The organism is Anabaena sp. 90 (assembly GCF_000312705.1).
Lineage (GTDB): Bacteria > Cyanobacteriota > Cyanobacteriia > Cyanobacteriales > Nostocaceae > Dolichospermum > Dolichospermum lemmermannii.
The window spans coordinates 1,953,626-1,973,944 of record NC_019427.1 but is presented as its reverse complement, the minus strand read 5'-3'; the positions used below and the strand labels follow the sequence as shown (position 1 = coordinate 1,973,944).

The window sequence follows — 20,319 nt, the reverse complement described above, 5'->3', positions numbered from 1 at the left end:
TTGGGGAATGTGGGGGGTGTGAAAGAATAATTGTTGGTGCGATTCGTTGTTATATTTTTATAAAATTTAAACCGATGAAAACAGTTAATTTTTTGTCTCATCTCAATGATTTAGGAATAAATGTCTGGGTGGAAAATGATAAGCTGCGTTATCGTTCACCCAAGGGAGTAATAATTCCAGAATTACTGCAAGAGTTAAAAGAGCGTAAAGAGGAATTAATCGCTTTCTTGCGCCAACAAGCGGAGGATTTAAATCAAGCAGAAACCTATGATGTCGTAATTTGTGGTGGTGGATTAGCGGGTTTAACTTTAGCAAGACAGTTAAAATTGCAAAAGCCTAATATGGCGATCGCCGTGCTTGATAAAATGTCTGGTCTTTCACCAGAAGCTAGTTTTAAGGTGGGAGAGTCAACGGTTGAAGTGGGAGCTTTTTATTTAGCGAATACTCTGCAATTAACCGATTACTTTGAAGAACAACATTTAGTTAAACTGGGATTACGATATTTCTTTAACAATAGTGCTACCAATTTCCAAGAAAGACCAGAACTAGGACTATCAGAGTTTCATGCTCCCAATTCTTATCAAATAGATCGGGGAAAATTGGAAAATGATTTGCGCCAGTTTAATATGGAAGCGGGAGTAGAATTACGGGAAGGTTGTTTAGTTAATGAAATTGCTCTCGCGGAAGGATTACAGCAACATCATAAAGTTGTTTATACCCAAGGTGATGGAGATAATAGAAAAAACAAAATCATTAAAGCAAGGTGGGTAGTTGATGCAATGGGTCGCCGTCGATTTCTGCAAAGGAAACTGGGTTTAGATAAACCTAATAATGATAACTTTGGTGCTGTTTGGTTTCGGGTTAATGGTCGCTTTGATATCGGCGATTTTGTCCCTAGCAGTGAAGAAAAATGGCATAATCGTGTTCCCAACAAAAATCGTTATTATTCTACGAATCATTTATGCGGTGAAGGCTACTGGGTTTGGACAATTCCTTTATCTACTGGTCATACCAGTATCGGGATTGTGGCTCGTCAAGACATTCATCCTTTGAAGAATTATTATAACTACGAATTGGCTTACCAATGGTTACAGAAAAACGAACCTGTTTTGGCTTGTCACTTAAAAGATAAAGAGCCTGAAGACTTTAGGAAAATGCCCAAATATAGCTACTCATCTAAACAAGTATTTTCCTCGAATCGTTGGGCTTGTGTGGGTGAAGCTGGAACATTTCCCGATCCATTTTATTCTCCAGGTACAGATAATATTGGATTTGGTAATTCATTAACGACCCAGTTAATCGCACTCGATTTGGAAGATAAACTTACCAAAGAAAAGGTTGAAGATGCTAATTATTTTTACATAAGCTATAGCGATGGGGTCACGTTAAATATTCAAAATGCCTATAACTGTCTGGGAAATGGGATAGTAATGGCGACAAAATTCATCTGGGATACTTTGTCAGGATGGACATTTAGTGGTTTGATGATGTTTAATTCTATCTTCCTTGATCAGGATTTTAGAACAAGAGTTCAAGAGATAAATAGCAAATTTTTCCCCCTTTCCTATCGGATGCAACAGTTATTTAGAGATTGGGCGAATAAATCTTTAAATCGGGTTAACTTTGAATTTATTGATTATTTAGCGATTCCTTTTGTTGATGAACTGCGAACCCGTAATTTAAAATCTAACAAAACTAAGTCGGAAATCATTGAAAATTATCTCAGTAGCCTCAAATTATTGGAGGAAGTGGCGCAAGTTATGTTTCACTTAGCCCTAGAAGATACCATGCCAGATATGTTATCTAAAGTTAACTCTAATTCATGGTTAAATGCCTGGGCAATTAGTCTAGATATTAGTAAATGGGAGGCGGATGGACTTTTTACTCCTAAGAGCGAACCGCGCAATTTAAACTTGATTAAACAACAGCTTTGGGAGGCAATTGGCAAGTGAAAGTAGTAGAGTTTTTATCTTATTTAAATAGTTTAGATATCAAAGTTTGGCTGGAGGAGCAGAAGCTACGATATCAGGCTCCCAAGGGAGTAATGACATCAGAAATTAAGCAAGCAATCGGGACTAGAAAATCTGAAATTCTGGACTTTTTAAAACAAGCAAAAACGCCGACGAATACTGCTGAATTAGCGATTATTCCTGTCTCACGGGATGAAGATTTACCCCTATCTTTTGCCCAACAGCGGCTCTGGTTTCTGCACCAGCTATCACCGGACAGCACTGCTTACAATCTGTTGGAGGCGTTGCGGCTAGAAGGTGCGCTAAATTTAGTGGCTCTGGAACAGAGTTTGACTGAACTGATTCGTCGTCACGAGATATTAAGAACTACTTTTCCCATGGTAGACGGAAAACCTATCCAGCGAATTGCTCCGCCCTCAACAGTAACCTGGCAAATCGAGGATTTACAGGGGTTATCTACAGAAGAACAAACGGCGCAATTTCGACAGATGGCGATCGCTGCCGCATTAAAACCCTTCGATTTGGCAGGAGAACCCCTAGTACAGTTTACGTTACTGAAACTGAGTCCCTATTCGTATATACTGCTGTTGAAGATGCACCACATTATCTACGATGGTTGGTCATTGAGCATTTTCTTCGGTGAATTATCTCAGTTATATGAAGCTTTCACTCAAGGTTTACCCTCCCCTCTAGCTGAATTACCGATCCAGTACGCGGATTTTGCAGTTTGGCAACGTCAGTGGCTCACAGGTGAAGTCCTAGATCGCCAACTCAATTACTGGCGAGAACAATTAGCAGGGTTAACTCCCATCTTGGAACTGTCAACGGATTATCCCCGTCCCCCAGTTCAGACTTTTCAAGGTGGGGTTGAGTGTTTTCAACTGGATCGCGATCTGACGCAACGCCTCAAGCAGTTTAGCCAGGAGTCAGATGCTACGCTGTTTATGACCCTACTGGCAGCTTTTTTGGTCTTAATTTCTCGTTATAGTGGTCAGTTGGATCTGGTGGTTGGCTCCCCCATTGCCAACCGCAACAGCAAGAGTGTCGAGCCGCTCATGGGGTTTTTTGCTAATACCCTAGCATTCAGGGGTAATCTCTCTGGAAACCCCAGCTTTCGAGAATTCCACGAGCAAGTGCGACAAACAACATTGTCCGCCTATGCTCACCAGGATTTACCCTTTGAAATGTTGGTGGAAAAGTTGCAGCTAGACCGCGATTTGAGTCGTAATCCCCTGGTACAGGTGCTGTTTTCTCTCCAGAATACCCCCCAATCTTCTAGCAATTTGTCAGGTTTAATTATCGAAAATATGCCCTTACCACTTGATGTCAGGGCCAGATTTGACTTGGAAGTGAACTACTGGGAAATTCCAGGAGGTCTGGAGGGTGTTTGGTGCTATAACTCTGATTTATTTGATGCAACCACAATTACTCGTATAGGGGAACATTTTCAAACTTTACTCCAAGCAATTGTGGCAAATCAAGAAATGCGAATTTCGGAATTACCACTGTTAAGTCCAGCCCAGCGTCATCAATTATTGGTGGAGTGGAATGATACACAAGTAGACTATCCCCATGATTTGTGCATTCATCAGTTGTTTGCGGAGCAGGTAGAGCGCAACCCGGATGCTGTGGCGGTGGTATTTGAAGAGCAACAACTTACATATCATGAATTAAATTGTCGAGCTAATCAGTTAGCGCATTACTTGCAGTCTTTGGGTGTGGGTGCGGATGTACTGGTGGGTATTTGTGTGGAGCGCTCTTGGGAGATGATTGTGGGATTACTTGGTATTCTCAAGGCGGGTGGTGCTTATGTGCCCCTTGACCCTGAGTATCCAACTGAGCGGTTGCGCTTTATGTGGGCAGATGCTCAAGTTTCAGTCTTATTAACCCAACAGCATTTAGTTGAGAAATTACCTGAACATCAAGTGCCTGTCGTTTGCTTAGATACCGACTGGCTGGTGATCTGTGAATCTAGTCCGGAGAGTCCAATCACTGAGGTGCAACCTGGTAACTTAGCTTATGTGATTTATACCTCCGGTTCTACTGGCACACCCAAGGGAGTAGTCGTCAATCATCAGGCTGTAAATCGACTCGTCAAAAACACTAACTATGTACAGTTAACACCTGATGACCGTGTTGCTCAAGCGGCAAATATTGCTTTTGACGCCGCAACCTTTGAAATTTGGGGAGCATTGCTCAACGGAGCAAAGTTAGTGATGATCACTAAATCTGTCTTACTTTCCCCTCAAGAATTTGCTGCCAATATCCGCGATCGCGAAGTCAGCGTCTTATTTTTAACCACAGCTTTATTCAATCAGTTAGCTAGTTTTGTACCACAAGCATTTAGTTCTCTTAGATATCTACTATTTGGTGGTGAAGCGGTTGACCCCCAATGGGTGCAAGAAGTCTTAGAAAAAGGCGCTCCAAAACAACTGCTCCATGTCTATGGTCCTACAGAAAATACCACTTTTTCTTCTTGGTATTTGGTAGAGGAATTAACAACGATCGCCACAACAATCCCCATTGGTCGGGCAATTTCTAATACACAAATCTATTTGTTAGACCAAAACTTACAACCAGTTCCCGTAGGTGTACCAGGAGAGTTACACGTTGGTGGAGCAGGTTTAGCACGGGGCTATCTCAACCGACCAGAGTTAACACAGGAGAAATTTATCCCCAACCCTTTTGATAATTCAAAATTATATAAAACCGGGGACTTGGCACGCTATTTACCTGATGGCAATATCGAATACTTGGGACGCATTGATCATCAAGTTAAAATTCGTGGCTTCCGCATTGAATTAGGCGAAATTGAAGCCGTACTTAGTCAACATGAGGATGTGCAAATATCTTGCGTCATTGTCCGCGAAGATACCCCAGGTGAGACTTGTACTGAGCGTAGCCGAAGTAAGCAGTTAGTCGCCTATATTGTGCCGCAAAAAGATGTCACACTCACAACTAGCGAACTGCGTCAGTTTCTTGGCAATAAACTACCTGGATACATGATACCAAGTGCTTTTGTGATGTTGGACTCTTTACCACTTACTCCTAATGGTAAAATAGACCGCCACGCCTTGAAAGCACCTGCTCACACCAGTAACTCCGATAGATTTATCGAAGTGCGTAATCAATTGGAATTGAAACTGCTGCAAATCTGGTCGAATATTCTTAAAGTTGACAAAATTGGGGTACAGGATAACTTTTTTGATTTGGGTGGTCATTCTCTTTTAGCTCCCTATTTAATGACTCAAATTAAGCAGCAGATTGGTAAAGATATTCCTGTAAAAGACCTGTTTCAAAACCCCACAATAGAACAGTTAGCAGCAATTATCCAAAAAGAATCCGATGATTCTTCTCCATCTTGTTTAGTAGCAATTCAGCCCAATGGTTCAAACTTACCTTTCTTCTGTGTTCCCGGTGCAGGGGGTAGACCTTTTTACTTCTATCACTTAGGACGTTGTTTAGGAGATGATCAACCGTTATACAGTTTTGAAAATAATCTGTATCAGGAATTAGGTGCGATTACTCATATTGAGGATATGGCTAGTATTTACATTGAAGCCATGCAAGCTGTTCAGCCACAGGGACCATACTTTTTAGGCGGACATTCTTATGGGGGAAATGTAGCTTTTGAAATGGCTCAACAGTTGCGTAACCAGGGACAGGAAGTTGCTTTGTTGGCAATAGTTGATTCTTCAGCACCAACCTATAAAGATAAACAAATGCTGATTGATTATATTAATTGGGATCATGCGAGGTGGTTAGTTGAAGTGAGCAAAGGCATAGAAGTTTATTTAGAAAAGAATGTGGATATTTCTTATGATACTCTGCAATCTTTGACTGTGGATGAGCAACTAAAATACGTTTTACAGTATTTCAAAATGGCTAATATGCTGCCTCCAAATGCTGAAATTACCCAGTTGACAAATATCGTCCAAGCTTATAAAAATAGTTGTTTATGTCTAGTTGATTATGTACCAAAACAGCCTTATTCAGGTAAATTGACAATTCTCCGCGCTAATGAGGATCTACCAGAAGACCCTAATGGTTATTTAAATGCTGAGGTTTCACAGGATTTATCCTTGGGCTGGAGTGAGTTTTCTAGCGAGCCAGTGGATATTCATTTTGTCCTCGGAAACCATATCACAATTATGGTTGAACCCCATGTCCAGGTTTTAGCCGAAAAGTTGAAAGCTTGTATTCAGCAAGCACAAACAAACATCTAAATGATGAGTGGGGTTGATCACAATGAAAACCAATATAAACAAGTGTGAGTAAAAATGGATAAAAACGAATTTATCAGTATATTTGACAGTTTAATTTTCAATACCTCGACTAGAGATTACTATGGTGAAAAAGAGTTTTTCAATGTGGGTTATTGGCACTCTGATACTCAAAATCAGCATGAAGCCTGTTTTAATCTGATGGAAAAGCTGTTAGAATTTATTCCAAGAAAGCAGGGAAATATCCTCGATGTTGGTTGCGGTTTGGGAGCAACTACCAGTCATCTCCTTAACTATTATTCCCCTGCGGATGTTGTGGGCATTAATATTTCCAGAAAACAAATCGAAAGAAGTATAGTTAATGCGCCAGGCTGCAAATTTATTTGCATGGATGCTGTGCAGATGGAATTTGAGGATGATTTTTTTGATAACATTATCTGTGTGGAGGCTGCTTTTTACTTTAACACAAGAGAGAAGTTTCTGAAAGAGGCAATGCGAGTATTGAAGCCAGGGGGAAATCTGATCCTCGCCGATCTCATTTTCGACACTACAAAGTATTTTGGTGATTTGATTGTTCCTGAAAATATTGTCAAAGATAAAGATATTGAAGATTATAAACGTCTTTATCAACAAGCAGGATTTCAGCCAATAGAATTTGTGGAAGCGACAGAGGTATGCTGGAAAATACACTACCGAGATTTAAAATCTTCGATTATAGAGGAATTTAACACAGGAAAGATAGATGAAGAAACTTATAATTTCAATGTGGTTGCTATAGATGCTTTGCTAGATTCTTCATCTATAGATTATTTGTTGGTTTCAGTAAAGAAGCCAGTAAACTTAATGTGATATTTTGTTCTGTTTTTATTTGATGAGGTAAGACAATGTTTCAGTTGCTATCAGGCAAAAAAGTGGTGATTATTGGTATAAGCTCAGGGATTGATTTGGCGATCGCCAAAAAAATGGTAGAAATGGGGGCAAAAGTTGTACTTTCCCACTCATCTCAAGAGAAATTAAATGAGGCGATGGCGTTGATTTCTCTGGGAATTGAGGGTAAAACTGTTGATTTGTTGAATGAGGATGCAGTCAATGGTTTTTTTGAGCAGATCGGCAACTTCGATCATTTGATTGTAACGGCGATGGGAGACAGAAATATGCCGCGATCGCTTTTAGCAGAGATGACCACCCAAACGGCTCAAGGTGCGATGGATAAATTCTGGGGGACGTTCTTGGCTGTGCGTGGATCGTTGAAAAATATAGCGCCTGACGGCTCTATTACTCTCACATCCAGTGTCACTATCTTCAAATCTTCAAAAATGGGGGGGATTTCCGCTATCGCCGCAGCGAATGGTGCTGTTGCGGTGTTTGGGCGCTCACTGGCCTTAGAAATTGCACCGATTCGGGTCAACGTGATTGCGCCTGGACTGATAGAAGATACAAGTATCTGGAGCAGTCAAAGCGAATCTGAACGCTCAGACCTGACAAAATGGGCGATCGCCGCCTTACCTGTCGAGCATCTTGGTCAACCTGAAGAAATCGCGCAAGCAGTGTTAAGTGTAATTACTAATCCCTATCTCACAGGGGTGATTTTGCCTGTGGATGGTGGTGTAACTTTACTTTGAATTGTCAGTAACCCAGCCCTAAAGGGACTGGGCTTGTAAGAGAAATCAAGCAAGCTGTACTGACCAGACCACCCTGAGCGGAGTCGAAGGGAGTCCACGGGTAGCCGTTATTTGAATGATTAATTTTTCATATTCAGCATTCATAATTTATCTTATTTCTAAAATATGCCAACCCAAGTTGTTCAAGCTCAACCCATAACAAATGCTTTTTCAGATTTTACTCAATTTTTGGCAGGTGTAAAAGCGATTGCGGCACCTTATTGGTATCCAACAAAGCAAGGTGAAAGAGCATTCTCAGACGTGATTCGTTCATGGGGAATGCTGATTCTCCTGATATTACTAATAATCGCGCTTGTGGGTATGAATGCTTTTAGTAGTTTCGTTAATCGTTATTTGGTCGATACTCTGATTCAAGAAAAAGATTATTCTAAGTTCATTAATACCTTATCAGTCAATATTGTTGTACTTGTTTTTGTAACGCTTTTAGTAGGATTTTCTAAATTTGTCAGAAAACAAATTGCTCTTGATTGGTACAACTGGCTCAATTATCATATTTTAGATAAATATTTAAGCAATCGTGCTTATTATAAAATTAACTTTAAAGCAGATATTGATAACCCAGATCAGCGTTTATCCCAAGAAATTGAACCTGTTACCACTAAAGCTCTGAATTTTTCGGCTACTTTACTGGAAAAAGTCCTGGAAATGGGGACTTTTTTCATAATTATCTTGTCAATTTCCCAACAGATTGCGGTTATTTTGCTTGCTTATACAATTATAGGTAATTTTATTGCCATTTACTTAAATCAAGAATTGACTAAAATTAATCAAGAGGAACTCGTATTTAAAGCTGACTACAATTATTCCTTGACGCATGTTAGGAATCACGCTGAATCGATAGCTTTTTTTCAAGGAGAACCCCAAGAATTAAATATAATTGCGAAGCGATTTAATCATCTTTTCAAAAATACCCAACGCAAGATAGGTTGGGAGAGAGGGACGGACATTTTTAGCAGAGGATATCAATCTATTATCCAAATATTCCCCTTTTTAGTACTTGCACCTTTATATATTAGAGGTGAAATTGATTTTGGACAACTGGGACAAGCCGCTTTAGCTTCTAATATGTTTGCTATTGCAATGGGTGAATTAATCAGTGAATTTGGGACTTATGGACAATTTTCTAGTTACGTTAAGCGTTTAACTGAGTTTTCAAATGCTTTAGAAGCAGTTACTAAAAAACCAGAGAATGTCAGTACCATTAAAACAGTAGAAGAAAACCATATCGCTTTTGATCATGTCACTTTACAAACACCCGACTATGAGCAGGTGATTGTTGAAGAATTATCACTTTCTGTCAAAGCAGGAGAAGGTTTATTAATTGTTGGCCCTAGTGGTCGAGGTAAAAGTTCTCTGTTGAGAGCGATCGCTGGTTTGTGGAATGCGGGGACTGGTCGTCTGGTGAGACCACCCTTAGAAGAAGTCTTATTTTTGCCGCAACGTCCTTATATAATCTTAGGAACTTTGCGCGAACAGTTACTTTATCCTAGTACAAATCGTCAAATACCTGACGCAGAACTGAAAGATATTTTGCAACAAGTTAATCTGCAAAACTTACTAAGTCGAGTCGATAACTTCGATACAGAAGTTCCTTGGGAGAACATATTATCGCTGGGAGAACAACAACGCCTTGCATTTGCACGACTGTTAGTTACTCATCCTAGTTTCACTATATTAGATGAAGCAACGAGTGCTTTAGATTTGAAAAATGAAGGTAATTTATATCAACAATTACAAGAGAGAAAAACAACATTTATTAGTGTGGGACATCGGGAAAGTTTATTTAATTATCATCAATGGGTTCTGGAACTTTCACAAAATTCCAGTTGGCAACTTTTGACTGTACAGGATTATCGGCGACAAAAAACCACAGAAATTGCCACTACTAGTTCTTTGACCCTTATTAAGAATAATGCTTGAAAAGGCTCATACTACATTATGAAGTGCAACTTTAGTTTCTTATCTGTTCCTTGTTCCCTGTTCCCTTTTTTTGTAAGATTGAAGAGGATGTTGGAAAAGTTTATGGCTAAGAGGTTGTTTGAAAAGTATTATATGAAACCCATAATCTCCAAAAACCTAACCCCCCTACCCCCATTCCCTGCAAGGGAATGGGGGTTTTAAAGCCTCTCCCCTTGCAGGGGAGAGGTTTGGAGAGGGGTCAGTCTATACATTCAAAACTTTTCAAACACCCTCTAAGGCCACGCTACGCTATCGGCGATTATAAATCGCCCAGAGAGTGTGAATTTAGACTTTTCAAACACTCTCTAAAGCAATAAACGATATCAAACTTTGATTAAATCATTAGGCATAAAAAATGGTAACCATCTTTGTAGATGAACAAGAATTAACTAAACAAATAGTCCAAGATATTGGGCGAAATGAAATTGCTATTGCTGTCAAAAAACTGCGTCAACAGGCCAAAAACTCTTGTGAACTTCCTCCAACTTGGCTACTCAACACAGCCGATGCTTTAGAAAATAACGATTGGAGTATCTTGTCAGCAGGCTTTATCAATATGGATTTTATTGGTAAAAATGGCTATTTCTTAATTATCGCACCTTACCAAATAAATCGACAAAGCCAAGCCAATGTGACGTTAAGCGCACTTTACGGGAAAATACACGATAACCAAGAACCATCTATTGAACAATTAGAAAATCTGGTGCGGGCAAAATTTGGCACACTCGGACAACCAATTCCCATAAACCTTTCCTTTACCGAGATTGCTAGTTGGGGTAATGTCAGTGGTGAAAGTGGTGAAGCCTTTGTAGTCCCACATAGATGGTGTTTTCCTAATAGTGTTTGTGGTCCTGCATTAAACAATGCAAAGGAGCAGCGACGACGTTTTTTAGGTTCCAGCCACGAATGTATCCGAAAAATATTTGAATATGAAACAGCTAATTTACTATTAGGTCCGTTAGAAGACGAAATCAATGGTGAACGCTATCGCCACCTAGATACTCAAGTTCATGAAGCAGGACATGCGAGTGGTTTGGGATTTAACTTCAAGTTAAAGCATAAAATTTTCCGAAACTATACCAATTCTGGTGTAGAGGAATGGCGATCTGATAGCCTAGGATTTGAGTTTGCAGCTTGCACTTTACCTGCTCAAGAAGCTGGGAAGTTGGTAGCTGTCAATTTCTGCATTCGCTTTGGCTTAGATGCTCACCGTTTAGGAGGGATAGAAAAAGATGTGGATGTATATGCTAGCCTGATCAGCTTAGAATATCTTTTCCAAAATGATGCCATATATATCACTAAAAATAGTCAATTAGCTTTACGTAATTTGAGTTATCCAGGTTTACTCCAAGCCGTGGAACTCCATCGAGCGCAAGCATTATCTCTTACCCGAAGAGAGTTAAATCTTAAAAGTCCTACAGGTCTTTTATCTCTGTACAAAGTAGACATTCACCCATCAACTCAATCAATTTTTCAGGGGCTAATTATGGAACGCTGTCAAAGAATTTGGGAACAGTTGCAATAATAATTTTTCTGTCTTTTTGCCCGGATTTCTCACAAAGAAAAGAAAAAAAGGGGTCAAAAACTGCGAAAATGTATATGTATGGCTTGCTGAATAAAGCTAAAACCGTTTATTAATAAAGGTTTTACAGATTTTTATCTCAAAAAAAATGCACCTATTTTGGCTGATGGTCTCCCAAAATAGGTGCATTTTTCCTTGTCGGATTTGGAAAATTGAGGATATCCATATAGCTAAAACTTTTTCTAGTATGATTGGCTTTTTTAGCTGAATAATATTTTTTGGCGTTGCTGAATTGAGGTATGAAATTCCCAAATTGAACCTTTAAAACTCAAACCTCAGTGCGTCTACTCTTCGAGATCACGAAGCGTGATTGCGCCTTTGCGTGAGACTAAAATTCATACCCTTAATCAGCAACGCCTTAAAATCTACTGGGGTGATTTTTCAGCCAAAAGACGAAAAAACGTGGCTATTTACCTATAAAAACCGGGAATACATGATTACTTTTTACCCAGATGTATTTGATGAAATACCTTCTTTAATTCTCATGAATTTTGGAGAACCCTTGTTTGCAGAATTGTTGCGGTTAGTTCAGAACCAGGGGAAACGCAGCTAATTTTTTTGACAAAATGTAACTTATCAGGAGAACACATCTGTACTTTAGACAAAAAATAGAGAATGTGGGGGTTGACATTCGGTTTTAAATTTGTTATCATAAAATTGATAAGGAAGAACTATCATAAAATAATTCTGTAGATTGGGGATGATGGGAGGAAAACCAATACCTAATTCCTGATGTTAAAGACTTAAATAAATAAAATTAACTTATTTTGAACTTGGTTTGAGCATTTACGTTAATCTTATAGCTGTAATCGTTTATTTAACTTGATTCAGAAGTCACTAGATAATGAATTTTTGCCAAACATGATTTTAATTACAGATTGATTATGTTGAATATAGCTAATTTCCCGTGGCTGACGACGATTATTTTATTTCCCATAGCCGCGTCACTGCTGCTTCCTATCATCCCAGATAAAGACGGAAAAACGGTGCGCTGGTATTCTCTCACTGTGGGGCTGATAGATTTTGGCCTAATTGTCTGCGCTTTTTATACTAGCTACGATTTCGCTAATCCCGATTTGCAACTGGTGGAAAGTTATCCCTGGGTTCCACAGTTGGGTTTAAATTGGTCATTAGGGGTTGATGGCTTGTCCATGCCTTTGGTTCTCTTGACCGGGTTTATTACCACTTTGGCGATTTTAGCAGCTTGGCCAGTAACGCTGAAACCAAAATTATTTTATTTCCTCATTTTGGCAATGTATGGTGGTCAAATTGCGGTTTTCGCTGTCCAGGATATGCTGTTATTTTTCCTGGTGTGGGAACTGGAACTTGTGCCAATATACTTCCTGCTATCAATTTGGGGCGGTAAAAAGCGTCAATATGCAGCAACTAAATTTATTTTATACACTGCTGGTGGTTCGCTGTTTATTTTACTGTCTTCCTTGACAATGGGATTTTATGGCGATACTGTGACTTTTGATATGCGATCGCTCGCATTGAAAGACTACGCCCTGAATTTACAACTTTTACTCTACGCTGGCTTCCTGATTGCCTACGCTGTCAAGTTGCCGATTATTCCCCTCCATACCTGGCTGCCAGATGCCCACGGTGAAGCTACAGCGCCGGTGCATATGTTACTGGCAGGTATTTTGTTAAAAATGGGTGGTTATGCCTTAATTCGCATGAATGCCCAAATGCTACCCGATGCCCACGCTTATTTTGCACCCGCATTAGTAGTTTTGGGGGTAGTAAATATCATCTACGCTGCCCTAACCTCCTTTGCCCAGAGGAACTTAAAACGGAAAATTGCCTACTCTTCAATTTCCCACATGGGCTTTGTTCTGATTGGGATTGCCTCTTTTACTGATTTGGGTTTAAGTGGGGCAGTTTTACAAATGGTTTCTCACGGATTAATTGGGGCAAGTTTGTTCTTTTTAGTCGGTGCAACTTATGATCGCACACACACCTTAATGTTAGATGAAATGGGTGGTGTCGGTAAGAAGATGCAGAAGATTTTCGCCATGTTTACAACTTGTTCCATGGCTTCTTTGGCATTACCAGGAATGAGCGGTTTTGTCGCCGAATTAATGGTATTTGTGGGCTTTGCAACTAGCGATGCTTATAACCCAACATTCAAAGTTATTGTCATTTTCTTGATGGCTGTTGGTGTGATTTTAACGCCAATTTATCTACTATCAATGTTGCGCGAGATTTTCTACGGACAAGAGAATGAAGAGTTGGTTTCTCATCAAAATTTAATAGATGCTGAACCCCGCGAAGTCTTTATTATTGCTTGTTTGTTGATACCTATTATTGGTATTGGTTTTTATCCCAAATTGCTAACGCAAATGTATGACGCGACAACTGTACAATTAACAGCAAGATTGCGTGATTCTGTCCCCACGTTATTAGCAAATAAAGCGGTGGAAAATGTTTCTTTGACTGCGCCGATAATTGGTAATTAATTTATAATTACAACTGGGGTGGGTTTTATGCCTACCCTTGTTTCGCGCAGAGACGCTAAGGAGCAAAGACGCAAAGCTAATCTATATCGGCGATCACTAAACATAAAATGTAGGAACGCTTAATCAGTATTGAGTATAAGTTTTAAAAGCTTTCATTCAAAAGCGGGTGGCGGGAATCGAACCCGCATGATCAGCTTGGAAGGCTGGAGTTTTACCACTAAACTACACCCGCGTGCTTCTGACTTAACTAAGATAACATAGCTTTTATCAAATTGCAAGTAGCTATGGAGAATTTATGGGTTTAATTTTAAGACGAATATATAAATTGCTCAAATCGGGTTTTGATCCATCTTGATTATAAGCAGCAAGAAAACTCTCTTGTGCAAATATCTGGTTAAGTGCTTGTTCATAAATATTTGCTTGGCTGCGGAGTGCGGCTGGTTCAATCGTTATCACTATCGCTTGTTGAAATTGTCCATTTTTATCAATTATTAAACTAGCCAGTATATTTGCTGGTTTCAAATCCTCGTCGCTGGGAAGTATACTAGCCTCTAATTCCTTTTCTGTACTTCCTTTATATTCAGCCAGAACATCTGGTAAAGCATCTGCTATCAGTTGTTTTTGTTGTATTAATTCACTAATTTCTTCTTTCAGTATAGGACTGACGGTAGCTATAGCCCCCCCTCTATTAGCCGTTAGGGAAGGTTCTGTTGTGGGAGTTGGGGAATCAGCAGGAATATCTTTGGGAAGCAGAGTTCCCTCTCCTAGTTTAACTTCTTGACGACTATTCCAAGGACGTTCACTTTCGGGAATTATTGATGTTGGTTCTGGTGTTGGGTTTGTTGGATATGATTGTTGTCTAACTGGTAGTTTTTCAACTTCAGTTTTTTCAACTTCAGTTTTTTCAACTTCAGTTTTTTCAACTTCAGGTTTTCTAACTTCAGGTTTTTCAACTTCGAGTTTTCTAACTTCAGGTTTTCTAGCTTCAGGTTTTCTAACTTCAGGTTGTTCAGATTTATCTTGTTCTGGTAAATTAACACTAGAATCAGCATCATCTTGATTACTGAGTTTAACAGATGCTGATTTTGGTGGAGTTGAAAAAGAAGATTGTGGTTTAATCTTTGGAGTTGTTGATTGGGTTTTGATTTGAGATTTTGGTTCGGAAGCAATTTCCATGAAGTCAATGGGAATCGAACTTTGGTTAGACTGGGGAAACCACGCTTGAAACTCATTTGATGAACGCATTAACCAAAATACTAATAAATGAAGAGACACAGAACCAATACAAACAAAAGTCCATAACCAAGGAGGATCAGTATGTCGTTTGAAGTTTTTAGATGTAATTGAACTATCATTTAAATGATTATTTGTAACGGTTGGTATCATGTTAATTTAAAAGTTGGATCTAACTAAAGAAAGAATTGCCAAAATTTTTAGTAAAGATGGTAGCGTTATGAATAATACATCAGGTTGACTTGTAGCCAAAGTATACTATTAAAGAAACACCTCTTTCTAAATTTAGCAATCAGCAATCACAACTAATAATAAGGCGTTGTCCTTTTAGGTAAAATGTCCCCCAGGATTGAGTATTATTCTAGGTTATGATTCTATTATCCATTACTCAGTACCTATCCCACCAGCTTCTTTAGTTCCCAAGTAGGGAAATTTTTTAGCTCGAATCCGCTCAGATATTTCGGTTAGATCGGTTTTACCACCTTGATGATAAGTTACTCTAACTACATAATGATTAACTAATTGTTTTCTTTAAGATACCATTTAGTTATAATTGGCAAAGGTACTAGGAAAATATCCTGTTATAGCTGTTGCCAGGTAGGTGAGAACGGACAGTCATCAAAAAAGTGAGCCCCCAAAACACTTTCAATCTTTCTGTCCCCTGCTATTAATCAAATTAATCCCCAACTAGCTTTGAAATCCTGGTTTTTTAACCCTACCCAACCCCAAGCCAGATCAGAAACCGCTACTCTACCTGTTGGACAACTCCAAATTCGTGTAGCTACACCTGATGATCTCATGAATATTGCTCAAATTGTGGCGCAAAGCTTTCACTCTCAGCAGGGTTTATGGGGTTGGACTTTCGCTTTGTTTCGTATGGGTATTTATGAAGATCTCAGGCATCGTCTTCAGTCTCCCACAAGCCATCATATTTGTTTGGTTGCTGTTGATGCTGCCAGTGAAGATCAGAAAATTATGGGAACTATAGAAATGGGTGTCAGGATTACTGATGCTTGGACTAGTATAAATCCAGGTTTCCCTTATCTATCTAATTTAGCTGTTCACCCCAGTTACCGCAGATTGGGTGTAGGTGCTAGTTTACTGGTTCGCTGTGAGCAAATCTCCCAAGAATGGGGATTTCAAGACTTGTATCTCCATGTTTTGGAAAACAATCATCAAGCCCGTCAGCTTTATTTTAAGTTGGCATATCGGGTATATAAAGTTGAATCCCCTTGGAATGCACTTTTTCTCAATCGCTCACGTCAGATATTACTACATAAACGAATATAGCAGGAGTCACTGAGTCAGTTTTTGTATTGATCAGTTTGAATTTTTTTCCCCGCAGAAATAGTTGTTAATATTCCAGATGAAGCTTTTGCTATTTTGGTTGGTGTGTTGACACAAACTGCAATAATAGTTCGCCGCATAGGTATTGATCTTGATAATTAATGGAGAATAATTATTCCCTATTCATGTAAAGCAATTTGTATTCGCTCTGTTGTGCGCGTGTTTTCTGCTGGTGTGCCGATAGTGATTCGTAAGCCATTGGGTAGAAGTCTAATCAGAGTCCCCTGACTTCTGAGTTTTTGGTTAAGATTTGTTAAAATTGTAACTAGTGAGTGAGCATCATCAGTTTTAACACGCAAGTAAATAAAGTTGGTGGTGCTGGGTGTAATTTCTAGATTCGGGTGTGTTGATAAAGCTGTGATCATTTTGGTTCTTTCACTCAGGGTTTGGGGAATTGACTCTAGTAAAAGTTGCCGATTTTCTAAAGCTATGAGGGCAGCAGCGATGGAAAAGCTGGGAAGATTGTAAGGAAGACGGACTTTTTCTAAAATAGCGATCGCATCTGGATGTGCGATACAATAACCTACACGCATGGCGGCAAGACGAAAGGCTTTGGAAAAAGTCCGTAATATTATCCAATTAGGATGTTGTAATAATTCCGCAGCTAAAGTAGTTTGACTAAATTCAAAGTAAGCTTCATCAATAACTACTAAAATTTCTTCTGGTAAACTTTTTAACCATTCTATTTCTGCTGTTGTTAAACAATTAGCTGTGGGGGAATTGGGGTGAACGACAAAAACGACGCGAATAGGGGGATTTTGTGTTTGGGCAATGGCAGATTTAGCTGCTTCTAAATCAGTTTCAAAATTGCTTTGATTTCTCCCGACTGTAACCACAGGAATGCCCAAAGTCTGCGCCAAAATTCCATACATGGAAAAGGTAGGATTGGCAACTAATATAGCACCTTCTCCTCCTAAACAGGTGGCAATTAATAGGGATCTAATTAATTCATCTGAACCATTACCAACGGAAATATTATCAGCGGTGAAAGTTGAATTTGCCAGATTTGCCGATTCGTTGACATATTGGGAAATGGCATTTTTTAAAGTTTCATGGCCACCATCAGGATAACGATTAGTTTCAATAAGTTTTTCATAAGTCCAAGCTAATTTTTCTTTGATTTCTGGTGGTAAATCTAAGGGACTTTCATTAGTATCTAATCGGTCAAATTGAATAGCGACTGGTTCGGCATTATCACTACCAGGATGAGCTTTATAAGCGTTAAGTTTGGATAAATCGGAACGGATAAATTTAAGCATTTGTTATTGGTGATTGGTGATTGGTGATTATATACCTTGTTCCCAGTCTCTGACTGGGAATACTATCACAGAGGCTCTGCCTCTACTGTTATGGAAAATGAAGGCAGAGCCTTCTATAATTCATTCCCATACAGAGTATGGGAACGAGGAACGAGAAATTTTTTTAACATTCAGATTTACTAATATTGCATTAATTACAGAATCAATCACAGTAGCAACACAAGGAATAGCGATGGCATTACCAGTTAATTTTCGCATGGTTTGATAACTTCCTACTATTTTATAAGATTCTGGAAAACCTTGCAATCTTAACATTTCTCTTTCTGTTAATCTTCTTTCTCCATTGACTAATAAATAATTATAAGATGCTCCTGCTCTCAATGCACAGGAATAAGGATATACACTGATATTACCAGATTTATTTTCATGCCATATTGTTGGTTGATCATATTTTTGATTAAGCTTGACTTTTTCTAAACGATTTTGTCTAATTTTGTCCGAAGCGTAATAAAAGTCAGAAACAGATTTTTCTAATATTTCTGATAAAGGCTGCATAGGCATTTTGATTAATGGCCAATTAAAATTATGATGATGAGTTTGATTTTTTAACCCGACTATCAAAATCCTTTCTCGTTTTTGCGGTAAACCAAAATTAACAGCATTAAGAATTTGATAATCTGTATAATATCCTAAATCTTTTAATGTATTAATAATTATTTGTAATGTTTGCCCTTGTTGATGTCCTTTTAGTTGTTTGACATTTTCTAATATAAAAGCTGAAGGTTGTTTATTTTTAATAATTCTGGCAATATCAAAAAATAATGTTCCTCTAGTATCTTCAAATCCTTTCAGTTCTCCACAAATGCTAAAAGGTTGACAAGGAAAACCACCTAATAATATATCATGGTCAGGAATATCATTTTCATCAATTTTTGTAATATCTCCTATGGGTGTTTCTCCAAAATTTTCTAAATATATTTTTTGGGCATTTATATCAATGTCACTAGAAAAAACACATTGGCATGGAATTTTATAATTATGACAAATCCTTTCAATTGCTAATCTAAATCCACCTGTACCACTAAATAAGTCTATAAACTTGATCATTCACTTTGATGAAATATATGCAAACTAAACCTATCACAATTTTAGGGGTTTAGCACTGCTAAACCCCTACCAAATACAATTATCGCATGGTGACAAATTCCTCTGCTGCTGAGGGATGAATACCTACAGTGGCATCAAAATCAGCTTTGGTTGCCCCCATTTTTACTGCAATAGCGACACCTTGAATAATTTCTGCGGCGCTATCTCCCACCATGTGAGCGCCTAAAATCTTATCAGTGTTAGTATCTACTATCAACTTCATCATGGTTTTTTCTTGCTTACCCGGTAAAGTGTAGTACATGGGGCGGAAGCTAGTTCGATAAATTTTGATATTATCATCACCGAATTTGTCCCTAGCTTGGGCTTCTGTCAAACCCACTGTAGCCGCTTCTGGGGTGGTAAATACGGCTGTAGCAACGGTTTCGTGACTGAATTCGCGACGATTGTTGCCAAATTCGCTGTCAGCAAAAGCACGTCCTTCACCAATAGCCACGGGTGTTAAATTTAAGCGGTCTGTGACATCACCAACAGCATAAATATGGGGTTGGCAAGTTTGACTATATTCATTGACGGAAATTGCATTTGAGGTGCTGTATCCTGGTTCTTCTTCAGAACTGGGAACACAGTCAAGTTGGGCATTTTCTAAGCCTAACCCCTCTATGTTGGGACTGCGACCGGTGGCTACTAAAAATACATCAGCAATGATTGGTTCTTGGTTTTCTCCCGATAAGGTTAATTTCAGTCCTGCGTCTACTTTTTCTATTGCTGTCACTTCAGTATTTTGGATAATACGAATACCATGATTCGTCATTCCTTCTTCGATACTGGTGCGGATATCTTGGTCAAAACCGTTCAAAATTTGCTCTTTGCGGATAATTTGCGTGACTTCTGAACCTAAACCGCCCATGATACAAGCGAATTCACTACCAATATAACCAGAACCAATGATAGCGATATGTTTGGGTTGGGTTTTCAGGTGAAAGATTTCATTGGAGGTAATACCGTGTTCTATACCTGGAATCTCTGGTTTAATGGGACGACCACCGACAGCAATTAAAATTTTCGCGGCTGTATATTGTTTACCATTCACTTCGACTGTGTGGGGGTCTACAAAACTAGCAAGACCGGAAATTAGTTCTACTCCGGCTTTTTCTAAAAAGCTGATGTGAAGTTTGGAAAGTCTGTTAACTTCGTTATCTATGGATGTAATAAAATGTTCCCAGTCAAATTTTACGTCTCCCACTGTCCAACCATAACCTGCGGCTTCTTGGAATTGAGCCCGAAAGTGAGAACCATAAACCATGAGTTTTTTGGGGACACAACCGCGAATTACGCAAGTACCACCAACTAAATCATATTCGGCGATCGCCACTTTTGCACCATAACTAGCCGCCCGTTTAGAAGCAGCCAAACCCCCAGAACCAGCACCAATCACAAACAGGTCGTAATCAAAAGTCATAAATTTCTACTTTTTTCACTAAAAATAGACTATTCA

13 protein-coding genes and 1 tRNA gene are annotated in these 20,319 nt (G+C 39.0%); 9 read left to right on the top strand and 5 right to left on the bottom strand.

All coding sequences use genetic code 11. From position 1 onward, the window contains the following. The first annotated feature begins 74 nt into the window (after positions 1-74). From ANA_RS08825 to ndhD1, 8 genes are all read left to right on the top strand, one after another. Positions 75-1,952, top strand: coding sequence for a TubC N-terminal docking domain-related protein (locus ANA_RS08825; RefSeq protein ID WP_015079725.1), 1,878 nt, complete (start codon positions 75-77; stop codon positions 1,950-1,952). After that, a complete protein-coding gene (locus tag ANA_RS08820) occupies positions 1,949-6,196 on the top strand; it encodes a non-ribosomal peptide synthetase (protein ID WP_015079724.1) in 4,248 nt (1,415 codons plus the stop codon). Before ANA_RS08825 ends, ANA_RS08820 begins: the two co-directional genes overlap by 4 nt. Positions 6,197-6,250: 54 nt before the next feature. Then, complete coding sequence (locus ANA_RS08815) at positions 6,251-7,042, top strand: class I SAM-dependent methyltransferase (RefSeq protein ID WP_015079723.1); 792 nt, start codon at positions 6,251-6,253, stop codon at positions 7,040-7,042. 35 nt (positions 7,043-7,077) lie between these two features. Then, positions 7,078-7,815: an SDR family oxidoreductase gene (locus ANA_RS08810; protein ID WP_015079722.1), complete on the top strand. Its 738-nt coding sequence runs from the start codon at positions 7,078-7,080 to the stop codon at positions 7,813-7,815. Between the two features lie 165 nt (positions 7,816-7,980). Then, a complete protein-coding gene (locus ANA_RS08805; protein ID WP_015079721.1) occupies positions 7,981-9,795 on the top strand; it encodes an ABC transporter ATP-binding protein/permease in 1,815 nt (604 codons plus the stop codon). Positions 9,796-10,189: 394 nt separating this feature from the next. After that, a complete protein-coding gene (locus ANA_RS08800; RefSeq protein WP_015079719.1) occupies positions 10,190-11,359 on the top strand; it encodes a DUF6014 family protein in 1,170 nt (389 codons plus the stop codon). A 379-nt stretch (positions 11,360-11,738) separates the two neighbouring features. After that, positions 11,739-11,969, top strand: coding sequence for a hypothetical protein (locus ANA_RS08795; RefSeq protein WP_041457863.1), 231 nt, complete (start codon positions 11,739-11,741; stop codon positions 11,967-11,969). Positions 11,970-12,309: 340 nt separating this feature from the next. Continuing rightward, positions 12,310-13,878, top strand: coding sequence for a photosynthetic/respiratory NAD(P)H-quinone oxidoreductase subunit D1 (gene ndhD1 / locus ANA_RS08790; protein WP_174782929.1), 1,569 nt, complete (start codon positions 12,310-12,312; stop codon positions 13,876-13,878). Between the two features lie 161 nt (positions 13,879-14,039). On the opposite strand, the gene ANA_RS08785 is transcribed toward ndhD1, so the two are convergent. Together ANA_RS08785 and ANA_RS25775 are read right to left on the bottom strand one after the other, a co-directional pair. Next, positions 14,040-14,110, bottom strand: a tRNA-Gly gene (locus ANA_RS08785). A 50-nt stretch (positions 14,111-14,160) separates the two neighbouring features. Then, on the bottom strand, positions 14,161-15,264 hold the full coding sequence (locus tag ANA_RS25775; RefSeq protein ID WP_015079717.1) for a hypothetical protein: 1,104 nt from the start codon (positions 15,262-15,264) through the stop codon (positions 14,161-14,163). A 540-nt stretch (positions 15,265-15,804) separates the two neighbouring features. Here ANA_RS25775 and ANA_RS08775 point away from each other — a divergent pair. After that, positions 15,805-16,401, top strand: a complete 597-nt coding sequence (locus ANA_RS08775) for a GNAT family N-acetyltransferase (RefSeq protein WP_015079716.1) — start codon at positions 15,805-15,807, stop codon at positions 16,399-16,401. A 176-nt stretch (positions 16,402-16,577) separates the two neighbouring features. Here the strand turns inward: ANA_RS08775 and ANA_RS08770 are convergent, their stop codons facing one another. The 3 genes from ANA_RS08770 to gor form a co-directional block, all read right to left on the bottom strand. Continuing rightward, positions 16,578-17,717 (bottom strand): histidinol-phosphate transaminase, encoded by a 1,140-nt coding sequence (locus ANA_RS08770; protein ID WP_015079715.1) that lies wholly within the window; start codon positions 17,715-17,717, stop codon positions 16,578-16,580. A gap of 120 nt (positions 17,718-17,837) precedes the next feature. Beyond that, positions 17,838-18,824 carry a DNA (cytosine-5-)-methyltransferase gene (dcm, locus tag ANA_RS08765; protein WP_015079714.1) on the bottom strand — a complete coding sequence of 329 codons (987 nt, stop codon included), beginning with the start codon at positions 18,822-18,824 and terminating at the stop codon, positions 17,838-17,840. Between the two features lie 79 nt (positions 18,825-18,903). Then, positions 18,904-20,283, bottom strand: a complete 1,380-nt coding sequence (gor, locus tag ANA_RS08760; RefSeq protein WP_015079713.1) for a glutathione-disulfide reductase — start codon at positions 20,281-20,283, stop codon at positions 18,904-18,906. Positions 20,284-20,319: the final 36 nt, after the last annotated feature.

Excerpts from the sequence above, each read along its gene's own strand:
- ANA_RS08825 (WP_015079725.1), top strand. The coding sequence starts at position 75 with ATGAAAACAGTTAATTTTTTGTCTCATCTCAATGATTTAGGAATAAAT.
- ANA_RS08815 (WP_015079723.1), top strand. The coding sequence starts at position 6,251 with ATGGATAAAAACGAATTTATCAGTATATTTGACAGTTTAATTTTCAAT.
- ANA_RS08810 (WP_015079722.1), top strand. The coding sequence starts at position 7,078 with ATGTTTCAGTTGCTATCAGGCAAAAAAGTGGTGATTATTGGTATAAGC.
- ANA_RS08805 (WP_015079721.1), top strand. The coding sequence starts at position 7,981 with ATGCCAACCCAAGTTGTTCAAGCTCAACCCATAACAAATGCTTTTTCA.
- ANA_RS08800 (WP_015079719.1), top strand. The coding sequence starts at position 10,190 with ATGGTAACCATCTTTGTAGATGAACAAGAATTAACTAAACAAATAGTC.
- ANA_RS25775 (WP_015079717.1), bottom strand. The coding sequence starts at position 15,264 with ATGATACCAACCGTTACAAATAATCATTTAAATGATAGTTCAATTACA.
- ANA_RS08770 (WP_015079715.1), bottom strand. The coding sequence starts at position 17,717 with ATGCTTAAATTTATCCGTTCCGATTTATCCAAACTTAACGCTTATAAA.
- dcm (WP_015079714.1), bottom strand. The coding sequence starts at position 18,824 with ATGATCAAGTTTATAGACTTATTTAGTGGTACAGGTGGATTTAGATTA.
- gor (WP_015079713.1), bottom strand. The coding sequence starts at position 20,283 with ATGACTTTTGATTACGACCTGTTTGTGATTGGTGCTGGTTCTGGGGGT.